Raw genomic sequence first — 23493 nt, forward strand, 5'->3', positions numbered from 1 at the left:
CGACGATGACCGATGCGCAGGAAACCGAGCACGGCGGGCCGTCCGTTCCGCAGACCCGTACCGCCCGCCACCGCAGGATCGTCGACATCCTCAACCGGCAGCCGGTGCGCTCGCAGAGCCAGCTCGCCAAGCTCCTCGCGGACGACGGGCTGAGCGTCACCCAGGCGACGCTCTCCCGCGACCTCGACGAGCTCGGTGCGGTGAAGATCCGCAACACGGGCGGCGAGCTGATCTACGCGGTGCCCAGCGAGGGCGGCTTCCGCACCCCGCAGGCGCCGCTCGGCGAGTCCGCCAAGGAGGAGCGCATGCGGCGCCTCTCCGGCGAACTGCTGATCTCCGCCGAGGCCTCCGCCAACCTGGTGGTCCTGCGGACCCCGCCGGGGGCGGCCCAGTTCCTCGCGTCGGCCATCGACCAGGCCGAACTCCGCGCGATCCTCGGCACGATCGCGGGCGACGACACGCTGCTGCTGATCTCCCGCGACCCGGCGGGCGGCCAGGCGCTCGCCGACCACCTGCTGCGACTCGCGCAGAACGACCGCTAGGCGACCGGGGCGAGCGAGGCCGACCACCGGCCCCGCCCGCCCCGCCTTCCGCTACGGCGCCGCCGGGCGCCGGCCTACCGCCCCGGCCGGGGGAGCGGTGGCAGCGGGAGCGGCAGCCCCGGCAGCCCGTCCATGCTGACGCCGATGTGGTCCTTCTTCTCGAAGTACGCGCTCAGCGAGGCGTCGTCCTCGCGCGCGAACCGCCGCCCGTGCAGATCGCGATCCTCGTCGTACGTCATGAACGGCACCGCGTACCCGCAGGAGTCCCGGATCACCTCGGCCGTGACGACGATGATCGCGCGCAGCCCGTGCTGGGTCACATCGATCGAGGGGAAGTGCGCCATGAGCCCCTCCCACCGCGGATCGTCCCGGAACACGGGCTCGCCCCGCCCGTGCACCCGCACGATGCTCGGCGGCCCCTGGAAGGCGCACCACATGAGCGTGATGCGTCCGTTCTCGCGCAGATGCGCGACGGTCTCGGCGGTGGACCCGGCGAAGTCGAGGTAGGCGACGGTCAGTTCGTCGATGACGGCGAAGGACCCCGTCAGCCCCTTGGGCGAGAGGTTGACGGTGCCGTCGGCGTCGAGCGGGGCGGTGGCGTGGAAGAAGATCGGCTGGGCCTCTATGAAGGCGCGAAGGCGCCCGTCGATGCGTTCGTAGGTCTTTCCCATGGTCCTATTCTCCTTCTCCGGGTGGGACGATGGAGGAACGGTTCGGCCTCGTCGTGCCGACCGGCCCGGCGCACGCGGTGACGCCTGCCGCGCGCACGCGTCCCGGGCGGGCGCCGAGCAGGGGGAGCAGTACGGCGTCGGTCAACCCCGAGCCGGTCGCGGCGAGCGCGGAGGCATCGGGTGGGGTGCGGGACGGGTTCAGGCTCGGAAGCGGGCTGTTCCCGCCCTGGCGCAGGCGCCGACCGCGGAACCAGGCGTGGCTGGGCGCCCGACAACGACCCCAGCGGATCTCCTCGCGTATGCCGAGATCCAGCGCGATCCATGCGGCCGCAGACCCCGTGTCGAGCACGTCGGCCAGCGGTGTGCCATCGGCGAGCCGACGTGCGGCACCCTCTTCCCCCTCCCTCATGCACCGCAGCCTACGGAGGGCGCACCCCGCCGACCAGGCCTTTTCCCTGCGTCGTTGACAAACCATACGGAGGACCGCATAGTTATACCCATCGTGCTCGCAAGATAAGGAGGAACCCGTGACCGACCGTGTCGTACTCGCCTACTCCGGTGGCCTGGACACCTCCGTCGCCATCGGCTGGATCACCGAGGAGACGGGCGCCGAGGTCGTCGCGGTCGCCGTGGACGTCGGCCAGGGTGGCGAGGACCTGGACGTCATCCGTAAGCGCGCCCTCGCCTGCGGGGCCGTCGAGGCCGAGGTCGCGGACGCGCGGGACGAGTTCGCCGAGGAGTACTGCCTCCCGGCGATCAAGGCCAACGCCCTCTACATGGACCGCTACCCGCTGGTCTCCGCCCTCTCCCGTCCCGCCATCGTCAAGCACCTCGTCGCCGCCGCCCGCAAGCACGGCGCCGGAACCGTGGCGCACGGCTGCACCGGGAAGGGCAACGACCAGGTCCGCTTCGAGGCCGGCATCCAGGCCCTCGGGCCCGACCTGACCTGCATCGCCCCGGTCCGCGACTACGCCATGACCCGCGACAAGGCCATCGCCTTCGCCGAGAAGGCCGACCTCCCGATCGCGACCACCAAGAAGTCCCCGTACTCCATCGACCAGAACGTCTTCGGACGCGCCGTCGAGACCGGGTTCCTGGAGGACATCTGGAACGCGCCGATCGAGGGCATCTACGAGTACACCTCGAACCCGGCCACCCCGCGCGAGCCCGACGAGGTCGTCGTCTCCTTCGACGCGGGCGTCCCCGTCGCGATCGACGGCAGGCCCGTCACCGTCCTCCAGGCGATCCAGCAGCTCAACGAGCGCGCCGGAGCCCAGGGCGTCGGCCGGATCGACATGGTCGAGGACCGGCTCGTCGGCATCAAGTCCCGCGAGGTCTACGAGGCTCCCGGCGCGATCGCCCTGATCACCGCCCACCAGGAGCTGGAGAACGTCACCGTCGAGCGTGAACTCGCCCGCTACAAGCGACAGGTCGAGCAGCGCTGGGGCGAACTCGTCTACGACGGCCTCTGGTTCTCCCCGCTCAAGCGCGCCCTCGACGGCTTCCTCCAGGAAGCCAACCAGCACGTCACCGGCGACGTCCGGATGACCCTGCACGGCGGCCGCGCCGTCGTCACCGGCCGCCGCTCCGAGAAGTCCCTCTACGACTTCAACCTCGCGACCTACGACTCGGGCGACACCTTCGACCAGTCGAAGGCCCAGGGCTTCATCGACGTCTTCGCCCTCTCGGCGAAGATCGCCGCCCGGCGTGACCTCGCGTAACCACGACTCGTTCCACAGCCGCCTCCCCACCACGGGACCGGGGAGGCGGCCTGTTATCCACCCTCCTGAGGAGCAGTAGCTGTGAGCAGCAACAACGGTGACGTCCGGCTCTGGGGCGGCCGTTTCGCCGACGGACCGGCCGAGGCCCTGGCGAAGCTGTCCGCGTCGGTCCACTTCGACTGGCGCCTCGCGCCGTACGACATCGCCGGTTCCCGCGCCCACGCGCGCGTGCTCCACAAGGCCGGGCTGCTCACCGAGGACGAGCTGACGCGTATGCTCGCCGGCCTCGACCAGCTGGAAGCGGACGTCGCCGACGGCTCCTTCGTCGGTACCATCGCCGACGAGGACGTCCACACCGCCCTGGAGCGGGGCCTCCTGGAGCGCCTCGGCGCCGACCTCGGCGGCAAGCTGCGCGCCGGCCGGTCCCGCAACGACCAGGTCGCCACCCTGTTCCGGATGTACCTGCGCGACCACGCCCGGATCATCGGCGGTCTGATCGCCGACCTCCAGGACGCCCTCGTCGGCCTCGCGGAGGCCCACCCGGACGTCGCGATGCCGGGCCGGACGCACCTCCAGCACGCCCAGCCGGTGCTCTTCGCCCATCACGTCCTCGCCCACGTCCAGTCCCTCTCCCGGGACGCCGAGCGGCTGCGGCAGTGGGACACCCGTACCGCGGTCTCGCCGTACGGCTCCGGCGCGCTGGCCGGCTCCTCCCTCGGGCTCGACCCGGAGGCGGTCGCCAAGGACCTCGGCTTCGAGCGGGGCTCGGCGGGGAACTCCATCGACGGCACGGCCTCGCGCGACTTCGTCGCCGAGTTCGCCTTCATCACCGCGATGATCGGGGTCAACCTCTCCCGTATCGCGGAGGAGATCATCATCTGGAACACGAAGGAGTTCTCCTTCGTGACCCTGCACGACGCCTTCTCCACCGGGTCGTCGATCATGCCGCAGAAGAAGAACCCGGACATCGCGGAGCTGGCCCGGGGCAAGTCGGGTCGCCTCATCGGCAACCTCAGCGGTCTGATGGCCACCCTCAAGGCCCTCCCGCTCGCCTACAACCGCGACCTCCAGGAGGACAAGGAGCCGGTCTTCGACTCCTGCGACCAGCTGGAGGTCCTGCTGCCGGCCTTCACCGGCATGATGGCCACGCTCACCGTCAACCGGGAGCGCATGGAGGAGCTGGCCCCGGCGGGCTTCTCGCTCGCGACCGACATCGCCGAGTGGCTGGTCAAGCAGGGCGTGCCGTTCCGGGTGGCGCACGAGGTGGCCGGCGAGTGCGTGAAGGTCGCCGAGGCGGAGGGCAAGGAGCTGGACGAGCTCACGGACGAGCAGTTCGCCAAGATCTCCGCGCACCTCACCCCCGAGGTCCGTACCGTCCTCAACGTCCCGGGCGCGCTCGCCTCCCGTGACGGCCGCGGCGGCACGGCCCCGTCGGCCGTCGCCGCCCAGCTGATCGAGGTCAAGGCCGACCTGGTGATCCAGCACGCCTGGTCCACCGCCAAGCGGTAACCCGCAGCAGCAACCGCAGCCCTACAGCGCCGCCGCCCAGTCCGCGAGCGCGTCGAAGTCCGACCGGAGCAACCCGAGCCGGGGATCGACACGCGGCGACAGGGCGGCGGCGAGGCGTTTCTGGCCCACGTAGGCGTGGTCGTACGACGTGATGTCGTCGTCGAGCGGGCGCCCGGGGGGCCAGCGCTTCGCCTCTCCCGGGCTAGGCGTCGATTTATTGAATGAGACGTTGATGTCTCATTCGGTGTATGGTCGTCTCATGTCAGTCGACCGCACCCAGGTGCTCCGCGCCGCCGCCGCCCTGCTCGCCCGGAAGTCGACCTCCACCATGGACGAGGTCGCCCGGGCCGCCGGTATCGGTCGCGCCACCCTGCACCGGCACTTCGCCGGGCGGGACGCGCTGGTCAGGGCCCTTGAGGCGATGGGTATCGAGGAGTTCGAGGCCGCGCTCGACGCCGCGCGCCTCGACGACGGACCCGCCGACGAGGCCGTGCGGCGGCTCATCGCCCAGTCCGAGGCCAACGCCCAGCTGCTGGCCTTCCTGGTCACCGAGAACCAGCTCTTCGAGGGCGACCAGGTCAACGAGGGCTGGGCCCGGCTCGACGCGCGCGTCAGCGACGTCTTCAAGCGCGGCCAGGAAGAAGGCGTCTTCCGGATCGACCTGAGCCCCGCATGGCTCACCGAGGCCCTCTACGGCCTCATCTCGTCCTGCGCCTGGGCCGTCATGGACGGCCGGGTCGCGGCCAAGGACTTCCCATTCATGATCACCGAGCTGCTGCTCGGTGGCGCACGACGGAGCGTGGAGAAATGAGCGGCACCCGCCAACTGGACCCGACGACGGAGGCCGAGGTGAGGAGCCCCGGCCGCTGGCTCGCGCTCTCGGTGCTCGTCCTCGCCGTGCTGCTGGTCGCCGTGGACGCCACCGTCCTGGGGCTCGCGACGCCCGCCCTCAGCGAGGACCTGGAGCCCACCGGCACCCAGCTGCTCTGGATCGGCGACATCTACTCCTTCGTCATCGCCGGACTCCTGGTCTCCATGGGCTCCCTCGGTGACCGGATCGGCCGCAAGAAGCTGCTCCTGATCGGCGCGACCGCGTTCGGCGCCGTCTCGGTGCTCAACGCCTACGCCACCAGCCCCGAGATGATGATCGTCGCCCGCGCGCTCCTCGGCGTCGCCGGTGCCACGCTGATGCCGTCGACCCTGGCGCTCATCCGGAACATCTTCCACGACCCCAAGGAGCGCAGCCTCGCCATCGGCATCTGGGGCGCCACGGCCTCGGCCGGCGCCGCCGTCGGCCCGGTCGTCGGCGGAGCGCTGCTCCAGCACTTCTGGTGGGGCTCGGTCTTCCTGATCAACCTGCCCGTGATGGCCGTCCTGGTCGTCGTCGGCGTCAAGCTGCTGCCCGAGTCCAAGAACCCGGTCTCCGGCCCATGGGACCTGATCAGTGTCGGGCTCTCGCTCGTCGGCGTCATCGGTGTCGTCTACGCGATCAAGGAAGCCGCCTCCCACGGCCTGTCCTGGGAGATCGGGGCCGCCGTCGTCATCGGTGCCACCGCCCTGTGGGCCTTCGTGCGCCGCCAGCACCGGCTGACCTCACCCCTGCTCGACATGCGCCTGTTCAAGCACCGCGGCTTCTCCGGCGCGGTCCTGGCCGATCTGCTCACCGTCTTCGGCCTGTCCGGACTGGTCTTCTTCCTCTCCCAGTTCCTCCAGCTCGTCCAGGGCCGTGAGCCGCTGGAGGCCGGTCTCGCCGAACTGCCCGCCGCCATCGGCGCGGTGGTGACGGGTCTGATCGCGGGCCGGTACGCCCGGCGGTTCTCCGTACGGGGCGTGGTGACCGGCGGCCTCGCGGCGATCGGGCTCGCCCTCGCCGTCGTCACCGTGATCCACCAGGACACCGGCTATCCGCTGCTGGGCGCGGCCCTCCTGGTCGTCGGCCTCGGTGCGGGCTTCTCGTTCACCGTCACGGCGGACGTGATCCTCTCCAGCGTTCCCAAGGAGCAGGCCGGTTCGGCCTCCGCCGTCTCCGAGACCGCGTACGAACTGGGCGCGGCGCTCGGCATCGCGCTCCTCGGATCGATCGTCACCGGCGTCTACCAGGGCTTCGTGACCCCGGCGGGCGTCCCGGCCGACGCCGCCGCCGCGGCGCACGAGTCGCTCGGCGGCGCGGTCGAGGCCTCCGCGGGCCTCGCCCCCGACGCGGCGAACGCCCTGGTCTCCACGGCCCAGGACGCCTTCGTCGACGGCCTGAACATGGCGGCGGGCGTCGGCGCGGCGGTCCTCCTCGCCACCGCCGCCGCGGCCTGGTTCCTGCTGAAGGGCCAGAAGCTGCAGGACGGCATCGAGCACTGACACGCGGCATCGAGCACTGACACGCAGGGCTCACACGAAGCAGGGCCCCGTACGGCACGCGCCGTACGGGGCCCTGCTGTGTATGCCGTCGCCGCGGTTACGCGGCCTTCGCCTTGGTGGCGTACATGTCGACGTACTCCTGGCCGGACAGTCGCATCACCTCGGCCATCACCGAGTCCGTCACCGCCCGCAGCACATAGCGGTCGCGGTCCATGCCCTCGTACCGGGAGAACTCCATCGGCTCGCCGAAGCGGACCGTCACCCGGCCCGGCCGGGGCAGCCCCGCCCCGCCCGGCTGGATCTTGTCCGTGCCGATCATCGCGAACGGCACCACCGGCGCACCGGTCATCAGGGTCAGCCGCGCGATGCCGGTACGGCCCCGGTACAGCCGGCCGTCGGGGGAGCGGGTGCCCTCCGGGTAGATGGAGAACATCCTGCCCTCGTCCAGCACCCGGCGACCCGTCATCAGCGCCGCGACACCGCCCCGGCCGCCGTCGCGGTCCACCGGGATCATGCCGACGCTGGTGAAGAACCAGGCCATCAGCCGGCCCTTGAGCCCCTTGCCGGTGACGTACTCGTCCTTGCCGATGAAGAAGACCGGACGGTCGATGCAGATGGGCATGATCATCGAGTCGATGAACGTGAGGTGGTTGCCCGCCAGGATCACAGGACCGGTCCCCGGGATCTTCTCCGCACCGTCGACACGGGGACGGAACATCAGGCGCAGGAGCGGTCCGAGCACTGCCTTGATGAGTGCGAGACGGGACAACGGTTCCTCCGGTGTCGGGGGCTGGAGCGGCGTCGTACGGGGGCCGTGCAGATGAGGACGATACTCGCGGGTCACCCTCGTGCGCACATCGGGTTCATCGGGTGGATACGCAGTGTTGACGTGTGTTTCCGCCGTGTTCGGCCAAGGTCTGCCGTACGGAGGGGCCGACTGCCTACCGTCGGACCGGCGTTGGACAGGTGCGGGACATCACATCGAAGGAGCCTCGGATGACACAGGGTGAGCACGCGAGCCCCGCTCGGCGCACGATCCTCGGAGCGGCGGGCGCGGCGGTGACCGGAGTGGCGGGAGCCGCCGTCCTCGGCGCCTCCTCGGTCCTCGCCGCCGGTACGGCCCAGGCCGCCGAGGCGCGGGCAGGAGCCCAGGAGCACGGCCGGGAGCACGGCCACGGCTACCGCTCCCTCCCCGTCCCCACCGTCATCGCCCACCGCGGCGCGAGCGGCTACCGCCCCGAGCACACCCTCGGCTCCTACCAGCTCGCCCTCGACCTCGGCGCCCACGTCATCGAGCAGGACCTCGTCCCCACCAGGGACGGCCACCTGGTCTGCCGCCACGAGAACGACATCACCGGCACGACCGACGTCGCCGACCACCCCGAGTTCGCCTCCCGCAGGACCACCAAGTCCGTCGACGGCGTCTCGTACACCGGCTGGTTCACCGAGGACTTCACGCTCGATGAGCTGAAGACCCTGCGCGCCAAGGAGCGCATCCCGGGCACCCGCCAGGAGAACACCCTCTACGACGGCCGCTGGCAGATCCCGACCTTCGAGGAGGTCCTGCGCTGGGCGGAGCGCGAGGGCCGCCGTCGGGGCCGCGACGTCTGGCTGCACGTCGAGACCAAGCACCCCACCTACTTCCGCTCCCTCGGCCTCGGCCTGGAGGAGCCCCTCGCCAAGCTGCTGCGCCGGTACGGCCGCCACCGCGCCGACTCCCCCGTCTTCCTCCAGTCCTTCGAGCCGAGCAGCGTCCAGCGCCTGGCGAAGCTGGTGAACTCGCCGCGCGTCGTGTTGCTCTCCGCCGCGAGCAGCCGCCCGTGGGACTTCGTCCAGGCGGGTGACCCGAGGACCGTCGCCGACCTGGTGACCCCGCAGGGCCTGCGCTGGATCGCCTCCTACGCGCAGGGCATCGGCCCGACCCTCGACCTGGTCGTCCCGCGCGACACGAGCGGCCGGCTGGGGAGCCCGACGACCCTGGTGCGGGACGCGCACGCGAAGGGCCTGATCCTCCACCCGTACACCCACCGCAACGAGAACAGCTTCCTGCCCGCCGACTTCCGTCGAGGCACGGATCCGAACGCCTACGGCGACTCCTTCGGCGCGCTGAAGGCGTACCTCGCGACGGGCATCGACGGCATCTTCTCCGACAACCCGGACACGGCCCTGCTGGCGGTCTCCGACTGACCGTCGCGCCCACGGGTGCGGTGCCGTGGTTCTGGTCCGTGGCGCCCGGGACCAGGGCAACGGCACCCACCCGAGTGGTTTACCGCCCGTCCGGCAACCGCCCGCGACAGCGCGCCGTCGTGCCGGTCATGACCGACCCCACCCTCCTGCGCACCCTCGCCCCCCTCCTCGCCGCGGAATCGAAGGCCGAGGCCCCCGCCGCCGGTGTCGAGGCGGGCGACCTCGAACAAGCCGTGTGGCTGCGGCTCCTGGAGCGTCTCGACCGGGACGACGCGCCCAGCCACCCCGCCGACTGGCTCCGCCGCGCCGTCCGTTCCGAGGCCCGGCGAGCCCGCCGCGCCGCCCTGCGGGAGCGCCCGTACCGGGGTGAGGAGGCCACCGAGCCGCACGAGCGCTCGCCCGAGAGCACCGCCCTCACCAGCGAACGCCGCCGTGCCGTCCGCGCCGCCGTGCGCCGGACCCCTGGTCACTGCCCGCGTCTGCTCACCGCGATGCTCGACCCGGCCGACCCCACCTACCGAGAAATCGCAGGGGAGTTGGGTATCTCACAGGGCAGTCTGGGGCCCATGCGTTCCCGTTGCCTGGGATGCCTGCGCAGAATGCTGGCTGCAGAGGTTCCCGCAGCGACCCCGAGGGGAAGGGTGCGGGAGACCGACCGATGGACCAGGTGAGCGGGAGGCATGCGCACATGGGCATGAGCGTGACCATCTCAGCGGCGGACGCACAGGACGCGGAGCACATACTGAAGCTGCAGTACCTCTGTTACCAGAGCGAGGCCGAGCTCTACGGCGACTGGGGCATCGAGCCGCTCACCCAGACCCTGGACGCGCTGCGCGCCGAACTCTCCCTCGGGCACGCGCTCGTGGCGCGCCTCGGCGACGAGGTCGTCGCCTCCGTACGCGGGCGGGTCGACGAGGCCGGCACCGTACGGATCGCCAAGCTCATCGTCCACCCGCGGCTGCGGCGGCACGGAATCGGCGGCCGGCTCCTGGACGCCATAGAGCGGCACTTCGCCGGCGACCCGGCGCCCACCGCCAAGCGCTTCCAGCTCTTCACCGGCCACCGCAGCGAGGGCAACCTCCGGCTGTACCGCAGCAGGGGCTACGAGCGGGTGGCCGCCCGCGAGGTCGGCCCTCGGCTCACCCTGGTGACCCTGGAGAAGGCGGCCTAGGGGGTGCTCGCGACGGTCGCGCGGGACCGTCGCAGCCACCAGATCCCGGTCACCGGCAGCAGGACCGGGATGAAGATGTAGCCGTAGCCGTAGTCCGACCAGACCGTGGCGTCGGGGAACGCGGACGGGTCGGCCAGCGTCCACGTCCCCACGGTCAGTACGCCCACCAGCTCGGCGGCGCAGCACACCAGCGCCGCCCTGCGGGCCGTCTCCCCGCCGCGCACCAGCGTGTACGTGATGAAGGCGTACACCACGGCCGCCACCGCCGACAGCGCGTAGGCGAGCGGTGCCCGGTCGAACTCGGTCGCGATCTGGTAGATCGAGCGCGAGACCGCGCCGACCGACATCACCCCGTACAGCCAGACCAGCAGCATGCCGGGGCCCTTGACCAGACGCGTCCCCGCGCCGGTCTCCCGCGTCGCGGTCATCAGCCCACCGTCCAGATGTCGAAGAGACGTACTTCCAGGACCGCGAGCACGACGCCGCTCGCCGCCACCGTCGCCGAGCCCCACCGGCTGCGTTCCGTCAGCGACATGAAACCGGCCGCCGGCACCGCGCACAGCGCGCCCAGCAGATACGCGACGAAGATCGTCGTGCCCTCCTCGGCCTTGTCGCCGCCGGAGAGCCGCACGATGCCGACGACCAGCTGCACCAGGGCGAGAAAAGTCACCACGGCCATGCCGATGAAGTGCCAGTCCTTGGTCGGCTGGTCGCGGGTGAAGGCGAAGCCGCACCAGGCGGCGAGGGCGAGCGCGGCCACCGAGACCGCGACCGTCAGGGCGTCAAGCATGCGCCCGAGGGTATTACGGGCCGAAAGGCCCGATGCGCTCACCCCCCACCCTCCCTTTAGGGTCGGGAGGCATGAAGATACGCGCGGAAGCCCTCCTGTTCGACAACGACGGAACCCTCGTCTCCTCCATGGCGTCCGTGTACCGGTGCTGGACCCGCTGGGCGGTGGAGTACGGGATCACGGCGGAGGAGTTCGCGCGGGTCGAGCTGCACGGCCGGCCCGCCGCCGAGATCATCGGCGACCTGCTGCCCGCCGCCCGGGTGCCCGGCGCGCTGCGCCGCATCGAGCAGCTGGAGGTCGAGGACGTCCCCGGCGGTGTCGAGCTGCTGCCCGGCACCAAGGACCTGCTCTCCTCCCTCCCCGCCGACCGCTGGGCCGTCGTCACCTCCGCGACCCGGCCGCTCGGCGAGGCGCGGCTGCGCGAGGTCGGCATCGATGTCCCCGTCCTGGTGGCCGCCGACGACATCACGCGCGGCAAGCCCGACCCGGAGCCCTTCCTGCTGGCCGCCGCCAGGCTCGGCGTCGACCCGGCCGCCTGCGTCGTCTTCGAGGACGCCCCCGCGGGTCTCGCCGCCGGTCGCGCCGCGGGCATGCGGACCGTGGCCTTGGCCACAACCCACGACCGAGCCGCACTCGACGCCGACGTCGTCGTGACCGACCTCTCGGCGGTGTCCGCCCAGGCCACGGACGGGGGAGTGGAGATCGTCATCGGCGTCTGACGGACGGCGGAGGTGTCCGCATGGTGTCTCAACGCCGTCCGCTATACGGACACCCCCGGAGCCGCCGTACCCCCGCGTGCTTTACTTGCAGACATGACCACGACGAGCAGCCGCACCCTTGCGACCGAGGCGAACACGACGCCCGGTGCTCGCTGTATGTGTCGAATGTGCGCCTTCTGAGGGCCCCCGTTCGAGCCTCGCGCCCCGAAGCGAGACCCTGACGGCCGTGCCGTTCCACCTGCCGAAACCGGCGCCGGAACGTGCCCGCCCCGCGCACGCGCTGCCTGCGGTCCACCCACCGAAGCGGCCCCTGCGCGCCTGACTGTCCGAACGACGAATGCCCCGTGCCCGGCGGACCCCGCGCCGCGCACTCGACAGTGACGGAAACCCCTGTGATCACCACTTCGGGCCTGACCAAGGTCTACGAGTCGCGAGGCCGCCAGGTCACCGCTCTGGACGGCGTCGACCTCCACGTCCGCGAGGGCGAGGTGTTCGGCGTGATCGGCCAGAGCGGCGCCGGCAAGTCCTCGCTCATCCGCTGCGTGAACCTCCTGGAGCGCCCCACCTCCGGCACCGTGACCGTGGACGGTGTCGACCTCACCGCGCTCGCCGCCACCGGCCGCCGCGCCGGCAAGGACCTGCGTCGCGCCCGCAGCAGCATCGGCATGGTCTTCCAGCACTTCAACCTGCTGTCCTCCCGCACGGTCAAGGACAACATCGAGCTCCCCCTGGAGATCCTCGGCCTCTCCGGCGCCGAGCGCAGCCGCCGCGCCCTTGAGCTCCTCGACCTCGTCGGCCTCGCCGACAAGGCGAAGTCCTACCCGGGCCAGCTCTCCGGCGGCCAGAAGCAGCGCGTCGGCATAGCCCGCGCCCTGGCCGGCAACCCCAAGGTCCTGCTCTCCGACGAGGCCACCAGCGCCCTCGACCCGGAGACCACCCGCTCCATCCTCCAGCTGCTGCGCGACCTCAACCAGCAGCTCGGCCTCACCGTCCTGCTCATCACGCACGAGATGGACGTCGTCAAGACGATCTGCGACTCGGCCGCGCTGATGCAGAAGGGCCGGATCGTCGAGTCCGGCACCGTCGCCGAACTGCTCGCCACCCCCGGCTCCGAGCTGGCCGCCGAGCTGTTCCCGGTCAGCGGCGCCCCCACCGGCCCCGACCGCACGGTCGTCGACGTCACCTTCCACGGCGAGGCCGCCACGCAGCCGGTGATCTCCCAGCTCTCCCGTACGTACAACATCGACATCTCGATCCTGGGCGCCGCCATGGACACCGTCGGCGGCCGGCAGATCGGCCGGATGCGGATCGAGCTGCCCGGACGGTACGAGGAGAACGTCGTGCCCGTCGGCTTCCTGCGCGAACAGGGCCTCCAGGTCGACGTCGTCGACGAGGACGCCCAGGCGTCCGCGCCCACCGAGATCCTGGTCAAGGAAGGTGCCAAGTGACCTGGTCGGAGATGCAGCCCCTCCTGGAGCAGGGCACGGTCGACACCCTCTACATGGTCCTGTGGGCCACGCTGGTCACCGTCCTCGGCGGACTGCCGCTCGGCATCCTCCTCGTCCTCACGGACAAGGGCGGCCTGCTGCAGAACACCGTGGTCAACAAGGTCGTCGGCGTGATCGTGAACATCGGCCGCTCGCTGCCGTTCATCATCCTGCTGATCGCCCTGATCCCCTTCACGACCTTCGTCGTCGGCACCTTCATCGGCCCCACCGCGATGATCGTCCCGCTCGCCATCGGCGCCATCCCGTTCTTCGCGCGCCTCGTCGAGACCGCGATCCGCGAGGTCGACCACGGCCTGGTCGAGGCCGTCCAGTCCATGGGCGGCTCGGTGCCGACGATCATCCGCAAGGTGCTGCTGCCGCAGGCGCTGCCCTCGCTGGTCTCCGGGACCACCACCACCGTCATCGTGCTCATCGGCTACTCCGCGATGGCCGGAGCGGTCGGCGGCGAGGGCCTCGGCTCCAAGGCGATCACCTACGGATACCAGCGCTTCGACACCCAGTTCATGCTGGTCACCGTCGTCATCCTGATCGCGATCGTCACCGTCGTCCAGCTCATCGGCGACCTCGCCGTCCGGCTCCTCGCCCGCCGGGGCCGTACCGCGTAACCCCCCCCAGACTTCGTCCTTCGAAGAAGAGCCCGGACTTGTTGTCCAGGCGTCCCACCGCACCACCGGAAAGAGGCACTTTTCGTGCGTAAGAACATCAAGCTCACCGCCGGTATCGCCGCCACCGCCGCGCTCGCCCTGGGCCTCACCGCCTGCGGCACGGCCTCGGACCCGTCCTCCTCGAAGGGCGCGGCCGGCTCCGCCGACAAGCCGCTCGTCGTCGCCGCGTCCCCGACGCCGCACGCCGACATCCTCAACTACGTCAAGGACAACCTCGCCGCGAAGGAGGGCCTGAAGCTGGAGGTGAAGGAGTTCACGGACTACGTCCTGCCGAACACCGCCACCGAGACCGGCCAGGTCGACGCCAACTTCTTCCAGCACAAGCCGTACCTCGACGACTTCAACAAGAAGAACAACACGCACATCGTCCCGGTGGTCAACGTCCACCTGGAGCCGCTCGGCCTCTACTCCAAGAAGGTCAAGGCGCTCTCGGACATCAAGGCCGGCCAGACCATCGCCGTCCCCAACGACACCACCAACGGCGGCCGCGCCCTCCAGCTGCTCGCCGAGAACGGTCTCATCACGCTGAAGGACGGCGTCGGCACCAACGCCAAGATCTCCGACATCACGGACAAGAAGGGCCTGGAGTTCAAGGAGCTGGAGGCCGCCACCGTGCCCCGCGCCCTGAACGACGTCGACGCCGCCGTCATCAACGGCAACTACGCCATCGAGTCCAAGCTGTCCCCGGCCAAGGACGCCATCGCCGTGGAGAAGGCCGAGGGCAACCCGTACGCCAACTTCCTCGCCGTCAAGGAGGGCAACGAGAAGGACGCCCGCGTGCAGAAGCTCGTGAAGCTCCTCAACTCGCCCGAGGTGAAGAAGTACATCGAGAACACCTACAACGGCTCGGTCGTCCCGGCCTTCGGCGCCGTCGCCAAGTAAGGCCCGCCGCACCGCCCTTGTCGCGAAGGCCCCCGCACCCCGTCCGGTGCGCGGGGCCTTCGTCGTACCCCCGCGCACCCGAACCTGACGCCACATCGGACCCGGCCATGCACACCGACCGCTGCATGCTGCATGCTGTGCGTTCACGGTCGATTCGGACGGTCCACGGCATGGAGCTGCGCATGACTACCACCTTTCCGGACATCTCCATCAACACGGACCGGTTGGTGCTGCGCGCGCTCGAGGAGGCGGACGCGCCCGCCCTCGCCGAGATGATGAACGACGAGATGGTCGCCGCGTGGACGGCCGTCCCCCAGCCCTACACCGAGGACGCCGCGCTCCGCTGGATCACCGAGTACGCCCCCACCGAGCGCACCGAAGGCCGCGGCCTCGACCTCGCCGTCACCGAGTTCCTCACCCAGCGCCTGGTGGGGATCATCCAGCTCGGCAACACCAACTGGCGGGTCCGCTCCACCGAGATCTCCTACATCGTCGCCCCCTGGGCCCGCGGCGAGGGATACGCCACCGAGGCCGCCCTCGCCACCGCCCAATGGCTCTTCGGCGACCAGGGGTTCGAACGGATCGAGCTGCGCACCGCCGCCGGCAACACCGCCTCCCAGCAGGTCGCCCAGAAGATCGGCTGCATCAGCGAGGGCGTCCTCAGAGGCGCCTGCATAGCCCGCACCCGCACCGAGGACGGCACCTGGGCCGACCTGCGCACCGACTTCATCGTCTGGGGCCTGCTCCCCGAGGACCTCGAAGGCGTCGCCGACCAGATGGCGGAGGCCGGCTACTCCTCCTTCACCGACTGGAGCTGAGCCCGCCACCCGAGCCGGGTACCCTCGACACGCCCACGACCCGCGACCAGACCTCAGGAGACAGACGAGATGGCCGACCGGGTCACGGTGATCGGCTGGGACGGCTCGCCCCTCACCGCGGCGGCCCGATCCGCCCTCTCCGCCGCCACGCTCGTGGCCGGTGCCGCGCACCACCTCGCCCTGCCCGAGGTCCCGCCCGCCGCCGAAAGGATTCGCCTCGGCAGCGTGGACCTCGCCGCCCGCCGCATCGCGGGACACCGCGGCAGCGCCGTCGTCCTCGCCGACGGCGACCCCGGCTTCTTCGGCGTCGTCCGCACCCTGCGCGCCCCCGAGCACGGCCTGGAGGTCGAGGTCGTCCCGGCCGTCTCCTCCGTCGCCGCCGCCTTCGCCCGCGCCGGCATGCCCTGGGACGACGCCCGGGTCGTCGTCGCCCACCAGCGCACCCTGCGCCGGGCCGTCAACGTCTGCCGGGCCCACCCCAAGGTCGCCGTCCTCACCTCGCCCGGCGCCGGACCCGCCGAACTCGCCCTCCTCCTCGACGGCGTCCACCGCACCTTCGTCATCTGCGAGGAACTCGGCACCGACCGCGAACAGGTCACCGTCCTCACCTCCGACAAGGCCGCCGACCACGCCTGGCGCGACCCCAACGTCGTCATCGTCATCGGCGGCACCGCCGGAGCCCCGCCCGGCGGCTGGCTCCTGGGCCAGGAGACCCCGGCCGTCCGCGGCTGGGCCCTGCCCCCGGACGCGCCCGCCGCCCCCCGGGGCGGCAGCGGCGAGGACCGCACCCTGCGCGCCGCCCAGCTCGCCCGGCTCGGCCCCCGCGTCGGCGACCTCGTCTGGGACATCGGCTGCGGGCGCGGAGCGCTCTCCGTCGAGGCCGCCCGCTTCGGAGCCGCCGTCATCGCCGTGGACGCCGACCCGGAGGCCTGCGCCCGCACGGAGGCCGCCGCCCGCCGCCACGGCGTCCAACTCCAGGCCGTGCGCGGCCGCGCCCCGCACGTACTGGAGCGGCTGCCCGAACCCGATGTCGTACGGATCGGGGGTGGCGGCGTCCCCGTAGTCACTGCCTGCACCGACCGCAGGCCCGAGCGGATCGTCGCGCACGCCTCCACCCGCGACGAGGCCGAGGCCATCGGCGCGGCCCTCGCCGACGGCGGCTACGACGTCGAGTGCGCCCTGCTGCAGAGCGTCGGTCTCGACCCCGACGACTGGTCGGAACGCGACCGCACGGTGGTCTTCCTGCTCTCCGGCCGCCGGTCGACCGCCTCCTGACGGCACGGGGTGGACCCCCACCCGTGATCAGCCCGTCCACCGGGCCAGGTAGGCTGGCCGATCGTTGTACCGCCCCCGGACCTTCGGTGTTTTGTTCGCCCACGTCCGGATTGAGGGGCCCGAAAGGGCCCCTGATGTGGTACTGGGCAACGGGGGACGCGCGACGTGGCGCAGTCCACAGCAAACCGTGGCGGATCCGCCTGTCACGACGGCCGATGGCCGCGACAATGCTGGGGTGCCCGCGCGTCATTCGTGCCGCACGGCGCGCACGCTCGTTCTTGTTGACGGGCGAAGGTCTGAAGGAGCACAAGCGATGGGCGAGGGGTACGCATGACGGACACCGGCCAGGTCCCGGGCGAGGGGCTGCCGGAGAACGCAGGCATGGTCGAGCAGCCGGGCATCCCCGCTCCGGGCGCGTACACCTTCCTGGACCCCTCCGAGAACGTAGCCGAGGACGACGACCTGCTCCTGATGCCGGGTGCCCAGGGTGCCTGGAGCGAGCACCCGCCGGGCGCCGTGGCCGCCCAGCCCGTCGCCGTCCCGGCCCCCGGGACCATGCCGGGTCGACCGGTCGGCGACCCGCTCACCGATCCGCTGGCCGGCCCGATCGCCGACGCCCTCGCCGCCCAGACCCCGATGGCCCCGCCCGCTCCGGCCGCCCCCGTCGCCCACGAGGCCCTCTCCACCCCCGCGCACGGTGTGCCCCTGGCGCCCGAGGCCCCGCACGTCCCCTCGACCCCCGCGCACGGCGTGCCCGTCGCCCCGGAGGCCGGACAGATCCTGTCCACCCCCGCCCACGGCGTCCCCGTCGCGCCGCAGGAGCAGGCCGAGGTCATGACGGACCACGGCTACGAGCCCGGCATCCTCGACACCGGCGCCCACGAGGCCGCCGGCCGCGACTCCGGTTCCGTGGATCTCCGGGGCGTACGCGTTCCCTCGGCGGCCTCGGCCCCGACCCCGCCGCCCGCCCGCCGCCCGCTGCACATGGGCCCGCCGGTACCCGAGACCGGCGGAGTCGTCCGCTCCCTCGCCGACCGGGGCCCCGCCGCCCCCGCGCCCGCGCCGATGCACACGCCGGTCGCGACCCCGGTCGCCGCGACGGCACCCGCCCCGATGCCGACCCGGGCCCCGGGCCCGCCGACCACCGGCCTCGAGTACCTCGACGTCCCCCAGGAGCAGCCGGCCGCGCCCCACTTCGGCGACGTCCCGCCGCAGGGCGCCGTGCCGTGGGACACGCAGCCGCAGGGCCCTGTGCGGCAGCCGGGGTCCGCAGAAACGGTCGGCCAGTTCGTCCCGGTCGAGGGCACGGTCCCGACGACCCCGCACCTGGCGCCCACGCCGGTGACCGAAGAGCCGCCGGCCGAGGTCCCCGACGCGCCCGACGCCGCCCACGCTCCCGCCGAGGACGCCCAGGCGGTCGTCCCCGCCCCACGCGACGGCGGCCCGGCCGCCGCCGTGCCCGTACCGCCGGCCGAGGACGCCGCCCCCGAGGCGTCGCCGGAGCCCGAGGCAGCCGAACCCGCCCTGGAGCAGGCCGAACCGTTCGAGGAGCCGCAGGCGCAGGAGCCCGCGGCGGATGAGCCGCCGGCTGCCGAGGTCCCGGCCCCCGAGACGGCGACCGCGGCCGAAGACCCCGCTGCCGAGCAGGCCCCGGCGGCCGAAGACTCCGCTGCCGAGGAACCGGCGGCCGAGGCCGTCGTGACCGTCGCCGCCCCGGAGGCCCCCGACGAGGGAGCGGCCGTCGCCGAGTCGATCGTCGTCGAGCCGGCCGCCGACGCCGAACCCCTCGCCGCGGAACCGGCCGTCGCCGAGGCTGCCACCGAGGCCGAGGCCGAGGTCGAGGTCGAGGTCGAGGTCGTCACGGCCGAGCCGATCGTCGCGGATACCGCCGTGGAACCCGTCGTGGAGGGCGCCGTCGCGGAGGCCACTGTCGTGGAACCCGCCGTCGTGGAGCCGGATCTCACCGAGCCCGTCGTCCCCGAGCCGACCGTCGCGGACCCCGCCGCCACGGAGCCGGACGCCACCGAGCCCGCCACCGCCGCGGTCGCCGACGACTCCGCCGCCGCGGATCCGACCGCTACCACCCCCGACGTCACCACCCCCGAGGTGGCCGACCCGGACACCACCGACCCGGACGCCACCGACCCGGACACCACCGACCCGGACGCCACCGACCCGGACGTGGCCGACCCGGACGTGGCCGACCCGGGTGTCGCTCCCGTCGCCACGGACCCGGCCGTCGCCGAGCCCGCCGTCGCCGCCCCCGCCGTCGACGCATCCCTTGCCGAAGCACCCCCCGTCGAGGAGCTCCCGGTCGACGAACCCGTCGGCGCCCCCGCGCCCGGGTACGACGACGCCGAGCGCGAGGCCGTGCTCCGGGTCATGCGCGAGCGCCGCGACATCCGCAACGGCTTCCGCTCCGACCCGATCCCGCACGAGGTGCTGCTCCGCGTCCTGGAGGCCGCCCACACCGCGCCCAGCGTCGGCCACTCCCAGCCCTGGGACTTCGTCGTCATCCGCTCGGCGGAGACCCGCCGGACCATGCACGAACTGGCCCAGCGCCAGCGCGAGGCGTACGCCAAGTCGCTGCCGAAGGCGCGGGCGAAGCAGTTCAAGGAACTGAAGATCGAGGCCATCCTCGACACCCCGGTCAACATCGTCGTGACCGCCGACCCGACGCGGGGCGGCCGCCACACCCTGGGCCGCTACACGCAGCCGCAGATGGCCCCGTACTCCTCGGCCCTGGCGGTCGAGAACCTCTGGCTCGCGGCCCGCGCCGAGGGCCTCGGCGTCGGCTGGGTCAGCTTCTTCGACGAGCGCGAGATGGTGCGCACCCTCGGCCTGCCCGAGCACCTCGAAGTGGTCGCGTACCTCTGCGTCGGTTACGTCGACGAGTTCCCCGAGGAGCCCGAGCTGATGCAGGCGGGCTGGTCCAAGCGCCGCCCGCTGTCCTGGGTCGTCCACGAGGAGACGTACGGACGCCGGGCGCTGCCCGGCGAGGAGCCGCACGACCTGCTCCAGGAGACCGTCGCCAACATCCGCCCGCTGGACGCCAAGGCGCTGGGCGAGGCGTGGGAGCGGCAGAAGCGCATGACGAAGCCGGCCGGGGCGCTCGGCATGCTGGAGATCATCTCCGCGCAGCTCTCCGGGCTCTCCCGGATGTGCCCTCCCCCGATCCCCGAGCCGGCCGCCGTCGCGATCTTCGCGGGCGACCACGGCGTGCACGCCCAGGGCGTCACTGCCTGGCCGCAGGAGGTGACCGGCCAGATGGTCGCGAACTTCCTCGGCGGGGGAGCGGTCTGCAACGCCTTCGCCAACCAGGTGGGCGCCGAGGTCTGCGTCGTCGACGTGGGCGTCGCCTCCGACCTGCCCGCCACGCCCGGCCTCCTTCCCCGCAAGGTCCGGGCGGGCACCGCCGACTTCACGACGGGCGTCGCGATGACCCGTGACGAGGTGCTGGCGGCGATCGAGGTGGGCATCGAGACCGCGCGCGACCTCGTCGCCGCCGGTAACAAGGCGCTCCTCACGGGCGAGATGGGCATCGCGAACACCACCGCGTCCGCCGCGCTGATCTCCGTGTACACCGGCGTCGACCCGGTCGAGGTGACCGGTCGCGGTACGGGCATCAACGACGAGATGCACGCGCGGAAGGTGGACGTCGTCCGCCGCGCCCTGGAGTTCCACCAGCCGGACCCGGCGGACCCCGTCGGCGTCCTCTCCGCGATCGGCGGCCTGGAGCACGCGGCGCTCGTCGGTCTGATCCTGGGCGCGGCCTCGCTGCGCGTCCCGGTCGTCCTCGACGGTGTCTCGACGGGCGCGGCCGCGCTGGTGGCCCGGGCCATCGCGCCCGAGGCGCTGGCGGCCTGCATCGCGGGCCACCGCAGCGCCGAGCCGGGCCATGTGGCGGCTCTCAACAAGCTGGGCCTGCGGCCCCTGGTCGACCTCGACCTGCGCCTCGGCGAGGGCACGGGCGCCCTCCTCGCCCTCCCGATCGTCCAGAGCGCGGCCCGGGCGATGCACGAGGTGGCGACGTTCGACTCGGCGGGCGTGACCGAGAAGTAGCCGCCGCCCCGCGCGTCCCCGCACTCACCGGGAGTGGGGGACGCGCGGCGGTCGCGGACACCGGCACCCGTACCCGTACGCGTATCGGCACAGGGTTCCGAGCGTTCCGCACCTCGATACAGCCCCGCGCGCGGCCCCAGGCTTCTCCCGCAGCAGGGGCGCACGCACCGCGAGGGACAAGCGTCACAGGGAGCCCACCTCGGGTGACCGATATCGTGGGCACCAGGGCCTCGCACCGCCCCACCCGCGTCCCCACCAGCCGCTTCACCGCCGCAGCGGCCCCCGTCACACCGCCCTTCCGAGGAGCCGCACACCCATGGCTGACCCCGCCGCCTCCGCCGCGACCCCCGCCTACCCCGTAGGCCTCCGCCTCTCCGGCCGGCGCGTCATCGTCCTCGGCGGCGGCCAGGTCGCCCAGCGCCGGCTCCCGGCCCTGATCGCGGCCGGCGCCGACGTCACCCTGATCTCCCCGTCCGCGACCCCGTCCGTCGAGGCGATGGCCGAGGCCGGCGAGATCACCTGGGTGAAGCGCCGGTACGAGGACGGGGACATCGCCGACGCCTGGTACGCGCTCGTCGCCACCAGCGACGCCGTCGCCAACGCGGCCGCCTCCGCCGAGGCCGAGCGGACGAAGACCTGGTGCGTGCGCTCCGACGACGCCGAGGCGGCCACCGCGTGGACCCCGGCGACCGGCCGCAGCGAGGGCGTCACCGTCGCCGTGCTCACCGGCCACGACCCGCGCCGCTCCGCCGCCGTGCGCGACGCGATCGTCGAGGGCCTCCGGGACGGCTCGATCGCCGCCCCCGCGCAGCGCTCCCGTACGAACTTCGTGGCGCTGGTCGGCGGCGGCCCCGGTGACCCCGACCTGATCACGGTCCGCGGCCGCCGCCTGCTCGCCGAGGCCGACGTGGTCATCGCCGACCGCCTCGGCCCCCGCGACCTGCTCGCCGAACTGCCCCCGCACGTCGAGGTGATCGACGCGGCGAAGATCCCGTACGGCCGGTTCATGGCCCAGGAGGCCATCAACAACGCGCTGATCGAGCACGCCAAGGCCGGCAAGTCGGTCGTACGGCTCAAGGGCGGCGACCCCTTCGTCTTCGGCAGGGGCATGGAGGAGGCGCAGGCACTCGCGGCGGAGGGCATCGCCTGCACGGTCGTGCCCGGGATCTCCAGCTCGATCTCCGTCCCCGGCGCGGCGGGCATCCCGGTCACGCACCGCGGGGTGGCCCACGAGTTCACCGTCGTCAGCGGCCATGTGGCGCCCGACGATCCGCGGTCCCTCGTCGACTGGGCGTCGCTCGCCAAGCTCACCGGCACGCTGGTGATCCTCATGGGCGTCGACAAGATCGGGAAGATCGCCGAGGCGCTCGTCGCGCACGGCAAGTCCCCCGACACCCCGCTCGCCCTCATCCAGGAGGGCACGACGGCGACGCAGCGTCGGGTCGACGCCACCCTGGCGACGGTCGCGGAGACGGTCGTGGCCCAGGAGGTCCGCCCGCCGGCGGTCATCGTCATCGGCGACGTGGTGGCCGAGGGCCCCGAAAAGCTGGTGAAGCCGTAAAGCCGACTGCTGTGGCGCCGTCATGAAGTGACCACGCCGCAGCAGTAACAGGGGGTGACCGAACCCCCGCCGCAGCGCACACATTGGCACCGCACCCCGGACAAGGCAGTATCACCCCGTGGCCGAACTCATCACGATCGACGACCCTGACGACCCGCGCCTGCGCGACTACACCGGCCTGACCGACGTGGAGCTGCGCCGCAGGCGCGAGCCCGCCGAGGGCCTGTTCATCGCCGAGGGCGAGAAGGTCATCCGCCGGGCCAGGCAGGCCGGGTACGAGATGCGGTCGATGCTGCTCTCGGCCAAGTGGGTCGACGTCATGCGCGACGTCATCGACGAGGTCCCGGCGCCCGTGTACGCGGTGCAGCCGGAGCTCGCCGAGCGCGTCACCGGCTACCACGTCCACCGCGGCGCCCTCGCCTCCATGCAGCGCAAGCCGCTGCCGAGCGCGGAGGACCTGCTGCGTCCGGCCCGCAGGGTCGCGGTGATGGAGTCGGTCAACGACCACACCAACATCGGCGCCATCTTCCGCAGCGCGGCCGCGCTCGGCATGGACGCGGTGATCCTCTCCCCGGACTGCGCGGACCCGCTGTACCGCCGGTCCGTGAAGGTCTCCATGGGCGCGGTCTTCTCGGTCCCGTACGCCCGCCTGGAGACCTGGCCGCGCGGCCTGGAGGCGGTACGGGAGGCGGGCTTCAAGCTGCTCGCCCTCACCCCGGACGAGAAGGCCTCCCCGATCGACGTGGCGGCCCCGCACAAGCTGGAGCGGGCGGCCCTGATGCTGGGCGCGGAGGGCGACGGTCTGTCCACCCAGGCGCTCAGGGCGGCGGACGAGTGGGTCCGGATCCCGATGGCGCACGGAGTGGACTCGCTCAACGTGGGCGCGGCGGCGGCCGTGGCGTTCTACGCGGTGGCGAGCGGCCGCCCGCAGGACTGACGGGCCGGCCCTAGCCCTGCAACGGCCGCCCGCAGGACTGACGGGCCGGACCTAGCCCTGCCACGGCCGCCCGCGGGACTGACGCGTCGGGCGCCAGCCCTGCAACGGCCGCCCGCAGGACTG

At 72.4% G+C, this 23493-nt stretch carries 22 protein-coding genes; 17 read left to right on the plus strand and 5 right to left on the minus strand.

The genetic code is table 11. The features are described 5' to 3' along the window. Window positions 1-5: 5 nt before the first annotated feature. On the plus strand, window positions 6-542 hold the full coding sequence (locus ACIPPS_RS25765; protein ID WP_361963496.1) for an arginine repressor: 537 nt from the start codon (window positions 6-8) through the stop codon (window positions 540-542). A gap of 74 nt (window positions 543-616) precedes the next feature. Here ACIPPS_RS25765 and ACIPPS_RS25770 read toward each other — a convergent pair whose 3' ends face one another. Together ACIPPS_RS25770 and ACIPPS_RS25775 are read right to left on the minus strand one after the other, a co-directional pair. Then, window positions 617-1213, minus strand: coding sequence for a pyridoxamine 5'-phosphate oxidase family protein (locus tag ACIPPS_RS25770; protein ID WP_401436416.1), 597 nt, complete (start codon window positions 1211-1213; stop codon window positions 617-619). A 4-nt stretch (window positions 1214-1217) separates the two neighbouring features. Next, window positions 1218-1622 carry a hypothetical protein gene (locus ACIPPS_RS25775; RefSeq protein ID WP_401436418.1) on the minus strand — a complete coding sequence of 135 codons (405 nt, stop codon included), beginning with the start codon at window positions 1620-1622 and terminating at the stop codon, window positions 1218-1220. Between the two features lie 118 nt (window positions 1623-1740). Between ACIPPS_RS25775 and ACIPPS_RS25780 the strand changes: the two genes are divergently transcribed. From ACIPPS_RS25780 to ACIPPS_RS25795, 4 genes are all read left to right on the plus strand, one after another. After that, a complete protein-coding gene (locus tag ACIPPS_RS25780; RefSeq protein ID WP_401436420.1) occupies window positions 1741-2934 on the plus strand; it encodes an argininosuccinate synthase in 1194 nt (397 codons plus the stop codon). A gap of 81 nt (window positions 2935-3015) precedes the next feature. After that, a complete protein-coding gene (gene argH / locus ACIPPS_RS25785; protein WP_401436422.1) occupies window positions 3016-4443 on the plus strand; it encodes an argininosuccinate lyase in 1428 nt (475 codons plus the stop codon). A gap of 259 nt (window positions 4444-4702) precedes the next feature. Then, entirely contained in the window at window positions 4703-5254 is a 552-nt protein-coding gene (locus ACIPPS_RS25790; protein WP_401436425.1) for a TetR/AcrR family transcriptional regulator, read from the plus strand. Beyond that, window positions 5251-6795, plus strand: a complete 1545-nt coding sequence (locus ACIPPS_RS25795) for an MFS transporter (protein ID WP_401436427.1) — start codon at window positions 5251-5253, stop codon at window positions 6793-6795. Before ACIPPS_RS25790 ends, ACIPPS_RS25795 begins: the two co-directional genes overlap by 4 nt. Window positions 6796-6892: 97 nt before the next feature. On the opposite strand, the gene ACIPPS_RS25800 is transcribed toward ACIPPS_RS25795, so the two are convergent. Continuing rightward, on the minus strand, window positions 6893-7564 hold the full coding sequence (locus tag ACIPPS_RS25800) for a lysophospholipid acyltransferase family protein (protein WP_401436429.1): 672 nt from the start codon (window positions 7562-7564) through the stop codon (window positions 6893-6895). Between the two features lie 227 nt (window positions 7565-7791). On the opposite strand from ACIPPS_RS25800, the gene ACIPPS_RS25805 reads away from it, so the two are divergent. From ACIPPS_RS25805 to ACIPPS_RS25815, 3 genes are all read left to right on the plus strand, one after another. Next, window positions 7792-8982, plus strand: coding sequence for a glycerophosphodiester phosphodiesterase (locus ACIPPS_RS25805; RefSeq protein WP_401436432.1), 1191 nt, complete (start codon window positions 7792-7794; stop codon window positions 8980-8982). 128 nt (window positions 8983-9110) lie between these two features. Beyond that, window positions 9111-9653 (plus strand): sigma-70 family RNA polymerase sigma factor, encoded by a 543-nt coding sequence (locus ACIPPS_RS25810; protein WP_401436435.1) that lies wholly within the window; start codon window positions 9111-9113, stop codon window positions 9651-9653. Between the two features lie 17 nt (window positions 9654-9670). Then, complete coding sequence (locus tag ACIPPS_RS25815; RefSeq protein WP_401436438.1) at window positions 9671-10153, plus strand: GNAT family N-acetyltransferase; 483 nt, start codon at window positions 9671-9673, stop codon at window positions 10151-10153. Here ACIPPS_RS25815 and ACIPPS_RS25820 read toward each other — a convergent pair. Both ACIPPS_RS25820 and ACIPPS_RS25825 read right to left on the minus strand, forming a co-directional pair. Next, entirely contained in the window at window positions 10150-10581 is a 432-nt protein-coding gene (locus ACIPPS_RS25820; RefSeq protein ID WP_401436441.1) for a hypothetical protein, read from the minus strand. The genes ACIPPS_RS25815 and ACIPPS_RS25820 overlap by 4 nt on opposite strands. Further along, window positions 10581-10943 carry a hypothetical protein gene (locus ACIPPS_RS25825; RefSeq protein ID WP_361966570.1) on the minus strand — a complete coding sequence of 121 codons (363 nt, stop codon included), beginning with the start codon at window positions 10941-10943 and terminating at the stop codon, window positions 10581-10583. Before ACIPPS_RS25825 ends, ACIPPS_RS25820 begins: the two co-directional genes overlap by 1 nt. 71 nt (window positions 10944-11014) lie before the next feature. On the opposite strand from ACIPPS_RS25825, the gene ACIPPS_RS25830 reads away from it, so the two are divergent. The 9 genes from ACIPPS_RS25830 (at window position 11015) to ACIPPS_RS25870 (ending at window position 23370) form a co-directional block, all read left to right on the plus strand. Next, window positions 11015-11662, plus strand: a complete 648-nt coding sequence (locus ACIPPS_RS25830) for an HAD-IA family hydrolase (protein ID WP_401436444.1) — start codon at window positions 11015-11017, stop codon at window positions 11660-11662. Window positions 11663-12006: 344 nt separating this feature from the next. Then, window positions 12007-13110: a methionine ABC transporter ATP-binding protein gene (locus ACIPPS_RS25835; protein ID WP_401436447.1), complete on the plus strand. Its 1104-nt coding sequence runs from the start codon at window positions 12007-12009 to the stop codon at window positions 13108-13110. Continuing rightward, window positions 13107-13775: a methionine ABC transporter permease gene (locus tag ACIPPS_RS25840; protein WP_401436449.1), complete on the plus strand. Its 669-nt coding sequence runs from the start codon at window positions 13107-13109 to the stop codon at window positions 13773-13775. The genes ACIPPS_RS25835 and ACIPPS_RS25840 overlap by 4 nt, the downstream gene beginning before the upstream one ends. Window positions 13776-13859: 84 nt before the next feature. After that, on the plus strand, window positions 13860-14717 hold the full coding sequence (locus ACIPPS_RS25845; protein WP_401436452.1) for a MetQ/NlpA family ABC transporter substrate-binding protein: 858 nt from the start codon (window positions 13860-13862) through the stop codon (window positions 14715-14717). Between the two features lie 182 nt (window positions 14718-14899). Continuing rightward, window positions 14900-15535: a GNAT family N-acetyltransferase gene (locus ACIPPS_RS25850; protein WP_401436455.1), complete on the plus strand. Its 636-nt coding sequence runs from the start codon at window positions 14900-14902 to the stop codon at window positions 15533-15535. 69 nt (window positions 15536-15604) lie between these two features. Then, the gene (gene cbiE, locus ACIPPS_RS25855) at window positions 15605-16810 is read left to right on the plus strand and encodes a precorrin-6y C5,15-methyltransferase (decarboxylating) subunit CbiE (protein WP_401436457.1); all 1206 of its coding nucleotides are present in this window, start codon (window positions 15605-15607) and stop codon (window positions 16808-16810) included. A gap of 330 nt (window positions 16811-17140) precedes the next feature. Beyond that, the gene (gene cobT / locus ACIPPS_RS25860) at window positions 17141-20872 is read left to right on the plus strand and encodes a nicotinate-nucleotide--dimethylbenzimidazole phosphoribosyltransferase (RefSeq protein ID WP_401436460.1); all 3732 of its coding nucleotides are present in this window, start codon (window positions 17141-17143) and stop codon (window positions 20870-20872) included. Window positions 20873-21188: 316 nt separating this feature from the next. Next, complete coding sequence (gene cobA / locus ACIPPS_RS25865) at window positions 21189-22433, plus strand: uroporphyrinogen-III C-methyltransferase (RefSeq protein ID WP_401436462.1); 1245 nt, start codon at window positions 21189-21191, stop codon at window positions 22431-22433. 118 nt (window positions 22434-22551) lie between these two features. Further along, on the plus strand, window positions 22552-23370 hold the full coding sequence (locus ACIPPS_RS25870) for a TrmH family RNA methyltransferase (protein ID WP_401436465.1): 819 nt from the start codon (window positions 22552-22554) through the stop codon (window positions 23368-23370). Window positions 23371-23493 lie beyond the last annotated feature (123 nt).

Source organism: Streptomyces sp. NPDC090127, from assembly GCF_044746945.1.
In the GTDB taxonomy this organism is placed as follows: Bacteria; Actinomycetota; Actinomycetes; order Streptomycetales; family Streptomycetaceae; genus Streptomyces.

What these genes read in the sequence shown, in the direction of transcription:
- ACIPPS_RS25765 (WP_361963496.1), top strand. Translation starts at nt 6, where the DNA reads ATGACCGATGCGCAGGAAACCGAGCACGGCGGGCCGTCCGTTCCGCAG.
- ACIPPS_RS25850 (WP_401436455.1), top strand. Translation starts at nt 14,900, where the DNA reads ATGACTACCACCTTTCCGGACATCTCCATCAACACGGACCGGTTGGTG.
- ACIPPS_RS25770 (WP_401436416.1), bottom strand. Translation starts at nt 1,213, where the DNA reads ATGGGAAAGACCTACGAACGCATCGACGGGCGCCTTCGCGCCTTCATA.
- cbiE (WP_401436457.1), top strand. Translation starts at nt 15,605, where the DNA reads ATGGCCGACCGGGTCACGGTGATCGGCTGGGACGGCTCGCCCCTCACC.
- ACIPPS_RS25795 (WP_401436427.1), top strand. Translation starts at nt 5,251, where the DNA reads ATGAGCGGCACCCGCCAACTGGACCCGACGACGGAGGCCGAGGTGAGG.
- ACIPPS_RS25775 (WP_401436418.1), bottom strand. Translation starts at nt 1,622, where the DNA reads ATGAGGGAGGGGGAAGAGGGTGCCGCACGTCGGCTCGCCGATGGCACA.
- ACIPPS_RS25805 (WP_401436432.1), top strand. Translation starts at nt 7,792, where the DNA reads ATGACACAGGGTGAGCACGCGAGCCCCGCTCGGCGCACGATCCTCGGA.
- ACIPPS_RS25830 (WP_401436444.1), top strand. Translation starts at nt 11,015, where the DNA reads ATGAAGATACGCGCGGAAGCCCTCCTGTTCGACAACGACGGAACCCTC.
- cobA (WP_401436462.1), top strand. Translation starts at nt 21,189, where the DNA reads ATGGCTGACCCCGCCGCCTCCGCCGCGACCCCCGCCTACCCCGTAGGC.
- ACIPPS_RS25815 (WP_401436438.1), top strand. Translation starts at nt 9,671, where the DNA reads ATGGGCATGAGCGTGACCATCTCAGCGGCGGACGCACAGGACGCGGAG.
- ACIPPS_RS25825 (WP_361966570.1), bottom strand. Translation starts at nt 10,943, where the DNA reads ATGCTTGACGCCCTGACGGTCGCGGTCTCGGTGGCCGCGCTCGCCCTC.
- ACIPPS_RS25790 (WP_401436425.1), top strand. Translation starts at nt 4,703, where the DNA reads ATGTCAGTCGACCGCACCCAGGTGCTCCGCGCCGCCGCCGCCCTGCTC.
- cobT (WP_401436460.1), top strand. Translation starts at nt 17,141, where the DNA reads ATGACGGACACCGGCCAGGTCCCGGGCGAGGGGCTGCCGGAGAACGCA.
- ACIPPS_RS25810 (WP_401436435.1), top strand. Translation starts at nt 9,111, where the DNA reads ATGACCGACCCCACCCTCCTGCGCACCCTCGCCCCCCTCCTCGCCGCG.
- ACIPPS_RS25820 (WP_401436441.1), bottom strand. Translation starts at nt 10,581, where the DNA reads ATGACCGCGACGCGGGAGACCGGCGCGGGGACGCGTCTGGTCAAGGGC.